We start from the raw sequence: 13,229 nt of genomic DNA on the forward strand, positions 1-13,229 counted from the left end.
AGCGCCGTAAGGTTTCCATCCCGATGCGTCCCGACCACGGTCACCAGATGGTGGATGACTTGAAGAAGAAAACCAACCCGGGGTACTCCTGCATCGGCCGTCTGAGAGGATTGGCAGAGCTGAGAGGACTGGAAATGGGAATCGCCAAATCCTTGTTTGAATAAGGAATTCCTTTAAAAACGTGCTAAAAGCCATTCAACTGCAATGATACTGCGATTGAATGGCTTTTTTATAACCTGATACCCCATATTGAGAAATTCTTTCCTATATTTGCCCCTTGAACCCCCAAAATAAATTTATCATGAAAAACTTAACACCCCAACGAGTGGCTGCGGTAGATGTATTCCGCGCACTCACCATGTTCCTTATGCTCTTCGTAAACGACATTCCCGGATTGAAGAATGTCCCTCACTGGCTGATGCACGCCGCCGCCGATGAGGATATGCTGGGATTTTCCGATACCATCTTTCCGGCCTTTCTGTTCTGCATGGGCATGTCAGTATCCTTTGCCATACAGAACCGTTATAAAAAGGGCGATACAACCACACAGGTCATTGCACATATATTCTGGCGTACGGTAGCGCTCATTGCCATGGGGCTGTTCTCGCTTAACAGCGGCGGCATCGAAGGCGGTCTTTCCCATTCCTGGTTTACTATCCTTATGGTAATCGGTTTCTTCCTGACATGGGGAGTATATCCAAAGGCCGAAGGTACAAAAAAAGCCCTTTTCACCGTAATGAAAGTAGCAGGCGTGGTATTGCTTGCAACGCTGGTTATTTATAAAGACCTCAACGGGAAACCGTTCCATACAAGTTGGTGGGGAATCCTCGGTCTTATAGGCTGGACATATGCCGTATGTGCCGGCATCTATCTGTTCACCCGCGAAAGCCTACGTAAAAACGCGGTTGCATGGTTTGCAGTGATAACGCTCGCTGTAATCAGCCATTCCGGCCTTATCCCGGAAGAGTACGGAAGCCGTATCCTGTTGCTGCCTTTCATTCCCAGTGACTGGACGCTGCACGCATTCGGAATGTCGGGTCTGCTGACCTCCTTGCTCATGCAACGCTACGCCAATCGCGAACATCCCGGCAAATTCATCGGTATGCTCTGCATCCTTGGTGCCGGCATGTTGATTCTTGCACTGGTTTCGCATCCATACTGGATTATCTCCAAGATACAGGCTACCCCGTCCTGGCTGTTTTATTGTCTTGCCGCCTTCTTCCCGTTATTCGGCTTTTTCTATTGGCTGACCGATGTAAAGGGCAAAACCAACCGGTTCGATATAATCAAACCCGCAGGAACGGCAACGCTCACTTGCTACATTCTTCCCTATATATGGTACTCCGTCCAGCAATTAGCTGGCTGGACTTATCCGGAAGCATTGGGAAGCGGTGTACCGGGACTGCTCAAATCGCTTGTCTTCTCCATCATCATCGTACAGTTGACAGGAGTGCTGGTGAAAGGCAAAATAAAACTGAAAGTTTAAAATACTTCATGACTATGTTGAAAATTCAAACTCCCAACGGCGACGACAGAGTTCTGCTTCATTCCTGCTGTGCTCCCTGTTCCTCCGCCATCATTGAATGCCTGCTGGCAAACGGCATCCGCCCGACAGTGTTTTATTGTAATCCCAACATCTATCCGCAAGAGGAATATGAGATAAGAAAGCAGGAAGCCGTTCGTTTCGTAACGTCCCAAAACCTCGATTTCATCGATGCAGATTACGATTATACCCACTGGCGGAACACAATGCTGGGACTGGAAAACGAACCGGAACGAGGCAGCCGTTGCCTGAAATGCTTTACATTACGCCTGACGGAAACGGCACGCTATGCTTCCGAACACGGCTTCTCTGTCTTTACCACTACCCTTGCATCTTCGCGTTGGAAAAACCTCGACCAGATAAACGAAGCGGGAAAACGGGCAGCCGCCCTTTATCCCGGTACAATCTTTTGGGAACAGAACTGGCGGAAAGGCGGATTGCAAGACCGCCGCAACCAGCTCCTCAAAGAGTATGACTTCTATAACCAACTGTACTGCGGCTGTGAATTCAGCAGGAAGCGGTTGGAACAGCCTGAAGAGAATAAGCGGGAATAAGGCTGTCAATCGTAAATAAGTGTCGATAAATAATCCTCCGCAAACATCTCGTTTGCCACTTCCAACAGAATTTCGGGAGTCAGTTGTCCGATACGCTGGAACACGGCTTCGGCCGTTTCATATTTATTGTAATGCAGGAAGGTCTTTGCCATGCCGAGGGCATTGTTCTCGTTATTGTCCGAAGCCACGCCTATCTGCCCGATAAGCTGTTTTTTGGCGGCGGCAAGCTGAGAAGAAGTCATCCGGGTATCGCGCAGGCGTTTCAGTTCTTTATACACAAGGCGGGTACAAAGCTCCGCATCCTCCGGATCGCAACCGAAATAAATACAGAAAGTTCCGGTATCGGTATAAGAAGTCAGGTTGGACTCTACATTATAGACCAACCCGCGCCGTTCGCGCAAGGCCACATTCAGCCGGCTGTTCATGCCCGGACCTCCGAGGATGTTATTCAGCAGATAGAGCGCCGTACGCTTGTCTTCATACGCATTGTACCCCCTACTGCCAATCATGATGTGCGCCTGATGGGTATCTTTGTGTAAAACCAGATTTTTCGGAACATATAAAGGCGGGGGCGTACGACGGTTATCGACAGCCTCAGCCGGAATATCAGCCAATAGTTTTTCCGCCCAACGCACCACTTGTCTGAAATCCATATTGCCTAAAACAAAGAACACCATATTGCCCGGACGGTAAAAGCGGGAAGTAAAGACCGCCGCATCTTCGCTGCGGAACTTCTTCAACTGTTCCGGATTGCCGAGGATATTACGTCCCAGAGGATGCCCGCGAAAGATTAAATCCTCAAAATCATCAAAAATCAGTTCGGACGGGTTGTCTTCGTACGACTGGATTTCGTCTATAATAACCTCTGTCTCCTTTTCAATCTCCCGCTGAGGGAAAGTGGAATGGAATACAATATCCGTCAGCAACTCAAAAGCACGCCCGAAATGTTCGGTAAGAAATGCGGAATAAATTACGGTTTCTTCCTTATTGGTGTAAGCGTTCAAATCGCCGCCCACATTCTCCATGCGGTTCAGAATATGCCACGCCCTGCGCTTCCTGGTGCCTTTAAAAATAAGATGCTCCACAAAATGCGCCATCCCCTGCTCGTTTTCGAGTTCATCGCGTGTTCCGGCATCCACCGCAAAACCACAATAAGCCACCTTCGACAAGGAGGGTTCATGGATGATGCGCAAGCCGTTCGGCAATGTGTGCTGATTATGGCGAGGCTGTATTTCTTCTGTTAAATTCTTCATTCTTACGCTACAAACAGTTTACCGGCACAAAAATACAATAAAACTTATTGCCGTTTATGGAAAATTACGGATATTTGTAGACTTATAATCCATAAATCAAAATTGAGACAATGATAGCATCCATTCAAGAGCTTTTGCAGAAAGAAGCGCAGGCCGTATTGAATATCCCTGTAACGGACGCATACGAAAAGGCGGTAGAACTTATCGTAGAACAGGTACACCGTAAAAAAGGCAAACTGGTAACTTCCGGCATGGGTAAAGCAGGGCAAATAGCCATGAATATTGCTACAACCTTTTGCTCGACCGGCATTCCTTCCGTATTTCTGCACCCCAGCGAAGCACAGCATGGAGACCTGGGTATCCTGCAGGAGAATGACCTGCTGCTGCTCATCTCCAATTCGGGCAAAACACGGGAAATCGTCGAACTGACACAACTGGCGCATAACCTGAATCCGCAACTGAAATTTATCGTCATTACAGGAAATCCGGACAGTCCGCTGGCACAGGAATCGGATGTATGTCTCAGCACAGGAAGTCCCAAGGAAGTCTGCATACTGGGCATGACCCCTACCACTTCTACAACGGTAATGACCGTTATAGGAGATATTCTGGTAGTACAGACCATGCAGAAAACCGGATTTACCATTGAAGACTACTCCAAACGTCACCACGGCGGTTACCTCGGAGAAAAATCAAGAGCGTTATGCGTAAAGTAATCGGCATCGGGGAAACGATATTAGACATTATTTTCCGTAACGAGCAACCTTCGGCTGCCGTTCCGGGCGGTTCCGTATTCAATGGAATCGTTTCATTGAGCCGCACCGGCGTTCCAGTCTATTTCATCAGTGAAACCGGCAACGACCATGTAGGCAATATCATCCTCAGGTTCATGCGTGACAACCATATCTCTACGGACTACGTCAACGTATTTCCTGACGGGAAATCGCCCGTTTCGCTTGCCTTTCTGGATGACAACAGCGATGCCGAATATATCTTCTACAAGGATTATCCCAAACAGCGGCTGGATGTCATATACCCCAAACTGGAAGAGGACGACATTGTTGTCATCGGCTCTTACTACGCATTGAATCCGGTGCTGCGCGAGAAAGTGTTGGAGCTGCTCGACCAGGCACGCGAAAAGAAAGCTATCGTGTACTACGACCCCAATTTTCGTTCTTCCCATAAGGAAGAGGCCATAAAATTGGCGCCGACCATTATTGAAAATCTGGAATACGCGGACATTGTACGCGGTTCGCAGGACGATTTCTTCTATATGTACAACCTGCGCGAAGCAGACAAGATATACAAGGACAAGATTAAATTCTACTGTCCCAATTTCCTATGCACGGCAGGAGCGGAAAAGATTGCGCTCCGCACCGCTTCCGTCTCCAAAGAATATGACATACCGCCACTGAAAGCCGTAAGTACCGTCGGAGCGGGCGACAACTTCAATGCAGGTATCATTTACGGCTTGCTGAAATACGATGTCCGCTATGACGACCTGAATACAATCGGTGAAGCCAAGTGGGACCAGATTATCCGTTACGGTATGGAATTTGCCGCAGAAGTCTGCAAAAGCTACAGCAATTCGGTGTCAAACGAGTTTGCGGAGAGATGCAAATATTGAGGGCTCTCTCCAATCAGCACTTAAAAATAAATTATCATTTAAAAATTATAAAAGCTTCATATACGCTGTATAATCTGCAACGAAAAACCATATATTTGCTGTAAACGACATTAGAGAGTTTACGAATTATGTATAAGAATCTGTTGAACTTGCTTGTTCTGGCAGTGTTGCTTCCTTCTTGCAGCGGCACAGCTCCACACATATCCGTTGTATGCGAAGAAAATAATGTAGGGAACTGTATCGTCAAATGGGAAATGGCTCCGCTTATCAAAGGGAACATAAAAGTATATGCTTCGACCGATCCTGACTTCATTCCGGAAGATGTTCCCGTGGCCATGGCCGATATCTCGGACTTGAAAATGACCATCGTCACGAACGATCCGACCAAACGTTATTATTACACCCTTTTGTTCGACGACAAATATCGTGTTAAGATTGCCACGCGCAATATCAACATTCCCGGTGTACAGAACTTCCGTGATTTGGGCGGCTATCCTTCTTATTCCACCAAGAAACAGATGCGCTGGGGAATGATTTACCGCTCGGCAGAGATAGACAGCCTTGAATGTTCCTCACGCAGGGAGCTCAAGAACCTCGGCATCAAGACACTTATCGACTTGCGGGCATCTTCGGAGATAGGCAGGCAGTCGCCGTTGCAAAAAGGGTTCAACGTCGTGCATATTCCGCTTGCCACAGGAGATATGGAAGACATACTGAAAGGCATACGGGAAGAAAAAATCAAATGTGACACCGTCTACCGCATGGTAGAGCGTATGAACCGCGTTTTAATAGACCAATATACCAAAGAATACCGGCAGATATTCGATATCCTGTTGGATAAAAACAGTTATCCGGTAGTCATACACTGTTCCTCCGGCAAAGGACGTACCGGTATCGTGTCCGCACTGGTGCTTGCCGCACTGGGAATAAACGAGGATATAATCATGGAAGATTACCGGCTGAGTAATGATTACTTCAACATTCCAAGCGCCTCCAAATACGCTTATCAGTTGCCTGCACGCTCACAGGAAGCCATCACTACCCTTTTCTCCGCACGCGAGGATTTCCTGAACGCTGCCAAAGACGAAGCGGAACGCCGATACGGTGACATGGATACTTACCTGCGGAAAGGTATCGGACTAAGCAAGAACGAAATAAAAAGGTTACGGAGTATTTTGCTCAGTAATTAATGATTAATCGCCAAAAAACTCTTATCTTTGCGCCAAATGCGAAGATAAACCGCACCTCGGCATAAAAAACAGACAAGTTTATTTTATTATGCTCCCGGCTTGCATTATCTTTGCACCTGAAATATAAAGATATACAAAGATTTAATGAAGACATTTGAAGAGCTCGGTGTGTCGCCGGAGATACGCCGCGCCATTGAAGAAATGGGATATGCGTGTCCCATGCCGGTACAAGAGGAAGTAATCCCTTACCTTTTGGGAGAAAATAATGATGTAGTAGCACTGGCACAAACAGGAACAGGAAAGACCGCAGCGTTCGGTCTGCCGCTTATACAGCAAATCAACGTTAACAACCGAATACCCCAATCACTTATTCTTTGCCCTACCCGCGAACTCTGTTTACAGATAGCGGGCGACCTGAATGATTACTCCAAGTACATCGACGGTCTGCGGGTATTGCCCGTGTACGGCGGTTCGTCCATCGAAAGCCAGATACGTGCCCTGAAGCGGGGGGTACACATTATCGTAGCTACCCCCGGACGTCTGCTCGACCTTATGGAACGCAAGACCGTCTCACTCTCCACCATCCAGAACGTGGTTATGGACGAGGCGGACGAAATGCTGAACATGGGATTTACGGACAGCATCAATGCCATTCTTGCAGATGTGCCCCAAGAGCGTAACACACTGCTGTTCTCCGCGACCATGAGTCCCGAAATCGCACGTATTTCCAAAAAATACCTGCACAATGCAAAGGAAATCACCATCGGACGCAGAAATGAAGGAACCAGCAACGTGAAACACGTGGTGTTCACCGTTCATGCCAAGGATAAGTACGCCGCCCTGAAACGCATCGTAGATTACTATCCGCAGATATACGGCATCATCTTCTGCCGTACCCGCAAGGAAACCCAGGAAATTGCCGACAAACTGATGCAGGAGGGTTACAATGCCGACTCTTTGCACGGTGAACTGAGCCAGGCGCAGCGCGATGCCGTCATGCAGAAATTCCGCATACGCAACCTGCAACTGCTGGTGGCTACCGACGTTGCCGCACGTGGTCTGGACGTCGACGACCTCACCCACGTCATCAACTACGGCCTGCCCGATGATACGGAAAGCTACACACACCGCAGCGGACGTACGGGACGTGCCGGAAAAACAGGTACATCCATCGCCATCATCAACCTGCGCGAAAAAGGCAAAATGCGTGAAATCGAACGCATCATCGGCAAGAAATTCATTCAGGGAGAAATGCCTACCGGCAAGCAAATCTGCGAGAAGCAGTTGCTGAAGGTTATTGACGAACTCGAAAAAGTAAAAGTAAATGAGGATGAAATCCGTGATTTCATGCCCGACATTTACCGCAAGCTGGACTGGTTGAGTAAGGAAGACCTGATTAAACGCATGGTTTCCCTCGAATTCAACCGCTTCCTGGACTACTATCGCGACCGTGAGGAAATAGAAATTGCCACCGGCAGCGAACGCAGCGCCAAAAGCGGCGAACGCGGCGAACGCGGCAGCAATGCCCGTAAGGCAACTCCGGGCTTTAAACGTCTGTTTATCAATCTCGGTAAAATGGACAACTTCTTCCCCAACGAACTGATCAGCCTCCTGAACAACAATACCCGCGGGCGTGTTGAATTAGGCCGTATCGACCTGATGCAGAAGTTCTCTTTCTTTGAAGTGGAAGACAAAGAAGCGGGCAACGTTATAAAAGCCTTAAACCTGGCCAACTGGAACGGCCGTAAGGTTTCTGTAGAGATTGCGGGAGAAGAAGGGAAAGACGCTCCCAAAGGAAAACGCAGGAACGAAGGCGGCAACTACGGCAAAAAGGAATTTGACGGCAAAAAACGCAGCTACAAGGATGAGCGTCGCAGCGAGGTTGCCGGCAAACGCAGCGATAAGACCGAATATGCCGCTACCGACAAGAAAAAGAACAAGCCCAGTCGCGAAGAACGCGGTTATACCAAGGCACGCGGCAAAAAAGACGATTGGAAACAGTTCTTTCAAGGCAATAACGAATTTAAAGATTCAGAACCGGACTTCAGCGAAGAAGGCTGGGCAAAACGGACACCTAAAAAGAAATAAGCAAACGACGTGAACAAAGTCAACGGTTTTTTATATGGACTATTGTCTTCTGCCAGCTTCGGATTGATTCCGCTATTTACAATCCCCGCCATGCAGCAAGGAATGGGTTTCTGGTCTATTCTATTATATCGTTTTCTTTTCGCCATGCTGGCACTGGCAGGCATACTGCTGCTCGACAAGCAGTCTTTCCGCATACGCCGTAAGGAGATATTGCCGCTTCTGCTGCTGGCATGCCTTTACGACAGTTCCGCAGTATTCCTCTTTTGGGGGTATCAGTTCATGTCGAGCGGTGTGGCCACCACCCTTCATTTCATGTATCCGGTGCTGACTACGCTTATCATGATGATATTCTTCCACGAGAAGAAATCTTTGTGGCGCATGGCGGCCATTGCACTGGCAGTAGCCGGCGTATTTTTCCTGTCCAACGGAGACGGTACGGGAAGCGTCACCTGGTCCGGCATATTCATTGTTTTGCTTTCTGCATTGGGATATGCCCTTTACCTGGTAACGGTAAGCCAACTGAAAAATCTCGAAATGAAAGGGCTTAAAATGACGTTTTACGTCTTTTTGTTCGGCGGTATCCTGTTATTCACCGGAACGGAAATCTCCGGGATAGGGTTACAGGCCATTCCGAACCGCACCACATTGGGCAATCTGGTGATGCTTGCGTTAGTACCTACCGTAATATCCAACCTTGCACTGGTACGCGCCATCAAAAACATAGGCTCCACACTGACATCCGTATTGGGAGCTATGGAACCTGTAACGGCGGTATGCGTAGGCATTGCCATCTTCGGAGAGCCGTTTACCCGAAGCATAGCACTGGGCATCCTGCTCATCATTTCAGCCGTAACCGTCATTATTCTAAAAAGATGATGGAGTGACAAGGTGATAAATAACAGTGTAACAAAGCAATAGGGTGACAAAGCAATGCATCATCACTTTATCACCCTACTATCTTATTGCTTTTTATCTCCTATTTCGCACAGCTCTTGGTACTGAAAGCAACGAGCATCCAAACCATTTTTTCCTGCTCTTTCAGGTAACCGGTCATTAAATCGGCCGTTGCATCATCACCGGCTTCATTGGCCAGTTCTATCACTTTTCTTTCTTCACCGATAAGATAACTGTAAGTTTCGAGGATATGCTCAACAGCCTCACCGCCACAAGTAATACCGGAGATTTCCTTCACTTTGGCAACCTTGAGATATTCGCTGAATTTGTTTTCGGGCGTACCGCCCAACATCAGGATACGTTCTGCGATTTCATCCACTTTCTCTGCGGCATCGTTGTACATATCTTCAAATTTACCGTGCAGCACGAAGAACCCGTGTCCTTTAATATCCCAATGGAAACCGCGCAAATTGGTATAATGTACCTGAAAGTCTGCCAATAGCTGATGCAATGCCGATACTACGTCAGCAACTTTCTTTTCATTCAAATGTAAGTAATCTAAAGTTTTCATAATCTTTCTATTTTAAAAGTTCATACTATTTTTCTTTGTTCCTGTTGCAAAGATAAGCGGCAAATAAGTGCTTGTCAAACAGATAATTTCTATCTTTGCATAGAACGATTCTATATATAACATTCAAAAGCCCTGTTTCTATGACTTTACAACAATTGGAATACATACTTGCTGTCAATCAGTTCCGTCATTTCGCCAAAGCCGCTGAATATTGCCGGGTCACACAACCCACCTTGAGCGCCATGATTCAAAAGTTGGAAGAAGAGTTGGACACAAAGATTTTCGACCGCAGCCAGCAGCCTGTGTGCCCTACTCCCATCGGCATTCACATCATAGAACAAGCCCGGAATGTGTTGGTTCAGACCCATCGTATAAAAAACATTATAGAAGAAGAAAAGCATTCGCTCAGCGGAATTTTCAAACTGGGCATACTTCCCACCATAGCTCCCTATCTGCTGCCGCGTTTCTTTCCGCAATTGATGAAGAAATATCCGCAGCTTGATATCCGGGTGGTAGAGATGAAGACGAACGACATCAAGAAAGCCCTGCAAACGGGAGACATAGATGCCGGAATCGTAGCCGGTCTGGCAGGAATGGAAGAATTCCGGCAAATACCGTTATTCTACGAACAGTTCTACACGTATATTGCGCGGGAAAACCGTCTTTTCAGCAATGAAGTCATACGGACTTCGGATTTGACGGGAGAACAGCTTTGGCTGCTGGATGAAGGGCATTGTTTTCGCGACCAACTGGAGCGTTTCTGCCAACTGAAGGCAGCCCGTGCCAGCCAGTTGGCCTACCATCTGGGCAGCATGGAAACCTTTATGCGCATGGTAGAAAGCGGCAAGGGCATTACTTTCATTCCCGAACTGGCTGTCCTGCAACTGAACGGCACGCAGAAAGAACTGGTACATCCTTTTGCCATCCCCTGTCCTACCCGGCAAATCATCATGCTGACCAACCGGAGTTTTATCCGCAACACGCTTTTAAATACAATCGTCCAAGAGGTAACAGCGGCAGTGCCCAAAGAAATGCTCTCCCTGAAAGCCACTCAGGTACTCGTATAGATTTTGTCTATCGGCCCATAAAACCTTTCAATCGGATTTTTTGTTCTACCGGAGAAAAATGCTATATTTTTGCAAACAGGAAAAGCAAAGATCGGCTGCACCTCGGCATAATCAGGCAAGCCTGCTTCTGCATTCGGTCTGCACAATCTTTGCACCGGTAAAACAAAAACCAAACCTTTTAAAAAGTATAATTATGGAACCGATTATCAACTCTCAACTCCCTGAATTCAAAGTTCAGGCCTTCCAAAACGGAAGTTTCAAAACAGTAACTAACGAAGATGTAAAAGGCAAATGGGCCATTTTCTTCTTCTATCCGGCAGATTTTACGTTTGTATGTCCTACCGAACTGGTGGATATTGCAGAAAAATACGACCAGTTCCAAGCCATGGGCGTAGAGGTCTATTCCGTAAGTACAGACTCTCACTTTGTACATAAAGCATGGCACGATGCTTCCGAAAGCATCCGCAAGATTAAATACCCGATGTTGGCAGACCCGACAGGAACATTGAGCCGTGCATTCGGTGTGATGATCGAAGAAGAAGGTATGGCTTATCGCGGTACATTCCTTGTAAATCCTGAAGGAAAAATCAAGATTGCCGAGATTCAGGACAACAACATCGGACGCAATGCGGACGAACTGCTCCGTAAGGTGGAAGCTGCGCAATTCGTAGCCACTCACGACGGTGAAGTCTGTCCCGCCAAATGGAAGAAAGGCGGTGCAACGTTGAAGCCGAGCATCGATTTAGTCGGCAAGATTTAATCGTACCCCCATACGATAGACATTACTATGTAAAGACTATCTCCATTTCTTCCTTGCAAGAGTACAAGAAATGAGATAGTCTTTTTTTATACTCCAACATTTAAAAACCTGCATCATCATGTTAGAAGCAACTATATTAGACCAAGTGCGGAGCATATTCCAACCATTGGAAGCCCGCTATACCTTTCACATCACCTGCAATCCGGAACATGAACAGGCCGGTGAGATGATTGATTTTCTGAATGACATAGCGAGCTGTTCCGACAAACTGTCCTGCCAGGTGACCGAAACCGATGAACCCAAACTGGAGTTTACGCTCCTGAAAGAAGGGAAAGAAACCGGAATAAAATTCCGTGCCGTTCCGGGCGGACATGAATTCAGTTCGCTGCTTCTTGCCGTGCTAAATGCCGATGGAAAGGGCAAAAATCTCCCGGACGAGGGTATCGGCCGCCGCATCAAGGCATTGCAAGGCCCAATCCATCTGCAAACTTATGTGTCGCTGGCCTGTACCAACTGCCCGGACATTGTGCAGGCGCTCAATGCCGTAGCACTGCTGCATCCCTATATCACCCACGACACAATAGACGGAGCCGTCTTTCAGGAAGAAGCGGATGCGCTGAAAATACAAGCCGTACCGTCCGTTTACGCCAATGGGAAGCAACTTCATGTGGGACGCGGTTCTTTAGGGGAACTCCTGAAAAAACTGGAAGATACCTTCGGCAGCCTGCCGCAAGAGAATGCAGCACCCGTCTTAAGGGAGTTCGACGTGCTGGTCCTGGGCGGAGGTCCTGCCGGGGCTTCGGCAGCCGTTTATTCCGCCCGCAAAGGATTGCGCGTAGCCATTATTGCCGAACGAATAGGCGGACAGGTAAAAGAAACCGTAGGCATCGAGAACCTCATCTCCGTACCCCGGACAACAGGTTCACAGCTTGCCGACGCACTCAGGACGCACATAGAACATTACCCGATAGAGATTTTTGAAGACCGGAAGATTGAAAGAGCAGAGCTTCAGGGCAAAGAGAAAAAGGTTTTCTCCGGTGGCGGAGAAACGTTTACAGCCCCTGCGGTAATCATTGCCACAGGCGCAAGCTGGCGTAAACTGAACGTAGAGGGAGAAGCCGAATACCTCGGACGCGGTGTAGCCTTCTGCCCGCATTGTGACGGTCCCTTCTACCAAGGCAAGCATGTAGCCGTCATCGGCGGCGGGAACTCCGGCATAGAAGCGGCCATCGACCTGGCGGGAATCTGCAGGAAAGTTACCGTCTTCGAGTTTGCCGATACGCTAAAAGCCGACCAGGTATTGCAGGAAAAAGCCGGAAGCCTTCCCAACGTGGAGATATTCACTTCTTCACAAACCACCCGAGTGACGGGCGACGGAGAGAAAGTAACCGGTATCCGCATCAAAGACCGCATCACCAACAAGGAGCGCGACTATCCTTTGGACGGTATCTTCGTACAAATCGGTCTGGCAGCCAACAGCGCACCTTTCCGGGACACATTGGAAACGACACCGACCGGTGAAATCAAGACAGACGCATTCTGCCGCACCACGCTTCCGGGTGTTTATGCAGCCGGAGACGTGTCCGACGTACCCTACAAACAGATTATCATAGCTATGGGTGAAGGGGCCAAAGCGGCATTGTCCGCTTTCGACGACCGCATCAGGGGAATCGCATAACCGG

13 protein-coding genes are annotated in these 13,229 nt (G+C 48.1%); 11 read left to right on the forward strand and 2 right to left on the reverse strand.

Translation table 11 applies throughout. The features are described from left to right. The 3 genes from H8S52_RS11720 to H8S52_RS11730 all read left to right on the forward strand — a co-directional run. Nucleotides 1-164 (forward strand): mannonate dehydratase (locus H8S52_RS11720; protein ID WP_186909886.1); only part of this gene is annotated, 164 nt, incomplete at its 5' end. 137 nt (nt 165-301) lie between these two features. Further along, the gene (locus tag H8S52_RS11725; protein ID WP_186909887.1) at nt 302-1,486 is read left to right on the forward strand and encodes a DUF5009 domain-containing protein; all 1,185 of its coding nucleotides are present in this window, start codon (nt 302-304) and stop codon (nt 1,484-1,486) included. Nucleotides 1,487-1,500: 14 nt separating this feature from the next. Beyond that, a complete protein-coding gene (locus tag H8S52_RS11730; RefSeq protein ID WP_186909888.1) occupies nt 1,501-2,097 on the forward strand; it encodes an epoxyqueuosine reductase QueH in 597 nt (198 codons plus the stop codon). Nucleotides 2,098-2,102: 5 nt separating this feature from the next. Here the strand turns inward: H8S52_RS11730 and H8S52_RS11735 are convergent, their stop codons facing one another. After that, the gene (locus tag H8S52_RS11735; RefSeq protein WP_186909889.1) at nt 2,103-3,350 is read right to left on the reverse strand and encodes a pitrilysin family protein; all 1,248 of its coding nucleotides are present in this window, start codon (nt 3,348-3,350) and stop codon (nt 2,103-2,105) included. A 110-nt stretch (nt 3,351-3,460) separates the two neighbouring features. On the opposite strand from H8S52_RS11735, the gene H8S52_RS11740 reads away from it, so the two are divergent. The 5 genes from H8S52_RS11740 (at nt 3,461) to H8S52_RS11760 (ending at nt 9,131) form a co-directional block, all read left to right on the forward strand. Continuing rightward, nucleotides 3,461-4,066 (forward strand): SIS domain-containing protein, encoded by a 606-nt coding sequence (locus tag H8S52_RS11740; protein ID WP_186909890.1) that lies wholly within the window; start codon nt 3,461-3,463, stop codon nt 4,064-4,066. Then, on the forward strand, nt 4,054-4,977 hold the full coding sequence (locus H8S52_RS11745) for a carbohydrate kinase (RefSeq protein WP_186909891.1): 924 nt from the start codon (nt 4,054-4,056) through the stop codon (nt 4,975-4,977). The genes H8S52_RS11740 and H8S52_RS11745 overlap by 13 nt, the downstream gene beginning before the upstream one ends. 128 nt (nt 4,978-5,105) lie before the next feature. Next, on the forward strand, nt 5,106-6,167 hold the full coding sequence (locus H8S52_RS11750; protein ID WP_117954264.1) for a tyrosine-protein phosphatase: 1,062 nt from the start codon (nt 5,106-5,108) through the stop codon (nt 6,165-6,167). A gap of 144 nt (nt 6,168-6,311) precedes the next feature. Beyond that, nucleotides 6,312-8,255: a DEAD/DEAH box helicase gene (locus H8S52_RS11755; protein WP_186909892.1), complete on the forward strand. Its 1,944-nt coding sequence runs from the start codon at nt 6,312-6,314 to the stop codon at nt 8,253-8,255. 9 nt (nt 8,256-8,264) lie between these two features. Beyond that, complete coding sequence (locus H8S52_RS11760; RefSeq protein ID WP_186909893.1) at nt 8,265-9,131, forward strand: DMT family transporter; 867 nt, start codon at nt 8,265-8,267, stop codon at nt 9,129-9,131. A 100-nt stretch (nt 9,132-9,231) separates the two neighbouring features. On the opposite strand, the gene H8S52_RS11765 is transcribed toward H8S52_RS11760, so the two are convergent. Further along, nucleotides 9,232-9,720 (reverse strand): Dps family protein, encoded by a 489-nt coding sequence (locus H8S52_RS11765; protein WP_117740634.1) that lies wholly within the window; start codon nt 9,718-9,720, stop codon nt 9,232-9,234. Nucleotides 9,721-9,860: 140 nt separating this feature from the next. On the opposite strand from H8S52_RS11765, the gene H8S52_RS11770 reads away from it, so the two are divergent. The 3 genes from H8S52_RS11770 (at nt 9,861) to ahpF (ending at nt 13,225) form a co-directional block, all read left to right on the forward strand. Continuing rightward, nucleotides 9,861-10,787: a hydrogen peroxide-inducible genes activator gene (locus H8S52_RS11770; protein WP_005655863.1), complete on the forward strand. Its 927-nt coding sequence runs from the start codon at nt 9,861-9,863 to the stop codon at nt 10,785-10,787. A gap of 193 nt (nt 10,788-10,980) precedes the next feature. Then, nucleotides 10,981-11,547, forward strand: a complete 567-nt coding sequence (ahpC, locus tag H8S52_RS11775; RefSeq protein WP_022103286.1) for an alkyl hydroperoxide reductase subunit C — start codon at nt 10,981-10,983, stop codon at nt 11,545-11,547. 118 nt (nt 11,548-11,665) lie between these two features. Beyond that, on the forward strand, nt 11,666-13,225 hold the full coding sequence (gene ahpF / locus H8S52_RS11780) for an alkyl hydroperoxide reductase subunit F (RefSeq protein WP_186909894.1): 1,560 nt from the start codon (nt 11,666-11,668) through the stop codon (nt 13,223-13,225). Nucleotides 13,226-13,229 lie beyond the last annotated feature (4 nt).

The sequence above is a fragment of the Bacteroides sp. NSJ-48 genome, assembly GCF_014287405.1.
GTDB lineage: Bacteria > Bacteroidota > Bacteroidia > Bacteroidales > Bacteroidaceae > Bacteroides > Bacteroides stercoris.

Excerpts from the sequence above, each read along its gene's own strand:
- H8S52_RS11755 (WP_186909892.1), top strand. The coding sequence starts at position 6,312 with ATGAAGACATTTGAAGAGCTCGGTGTGTCGCCGGAGATACGCCGCGCC.
- H8S52_RS11730 (WP_186909888.1), top strand. The coding sequence starts at position 1,501 with ATGTTGAAAATTCAAACTCCCAACGGCGACGACAGAGTTCTGCTTCAT.
- H8S52_RS11745 (WP_186909891.1), top strand. The coding sequence starts at position 4,054 with ATGCGTAAAGTAATCGGCATCGGGGAAACGATATTAGACATTATTTTC.
- H8S52_RS11770 (WP_005655863.1), top strand. The coding sequence starts at position 9,861 with ATGACTTTACAACAATTGGAATACATACTTGCTGTCAATCAGTTCCGT.
- H8S52_RS11740 (WP_186909890.1), top strand. The coding sequence starts at position 3,461 with ATGATAGCATCCATTCAAGAGCTTTTGCAGAAAGAAGCGCAGGCCGTA.
- H8S52_RS11725 (WP_186909887.1), top strand. The coding sequence starts at position 302 with ATGAAAAACTTAACACCCCAACGAGTGGCTGCGGTAGATGTATTCCGC.
- H8S52_RS11765 (WP_117740634.1), bottom strand. The coding sequence starts at position 9,720 with ATGAAAACTTTAGATTACTTACATTTGAATGAAAAGAAAGTTGCTGAC.
- H8S52_RS11750 (WP_117954264.1), top strand. The coding sequence starts at position 5,106 with ATGTATAAGAATCTGTTGAACTTGCTTGTTCTGGCAGTGTTGCTTCCT.
- H8S52_RS11735 (WP_186909889.1), bottom strand. The coding sequence starts at position 3,350 with ATGAAGAATTTAACAGAAGAAATACAGCCTCGCCATAATCAGCACACA.
- ahpF (WP_186909894.1), top strand. The coding sequence starts at position 11,666 with ATGTTAGAAGCAACTATATTAGACCAAGTGCGGAGCATATTCCAACCA.
- ahpC (WP_022103286.1), top strand. The coding sequence starts at position 10,981 with ATGGAACCGATTATCAACTCTCAACTCCCTGAATTCAAAGTTCAGGCC.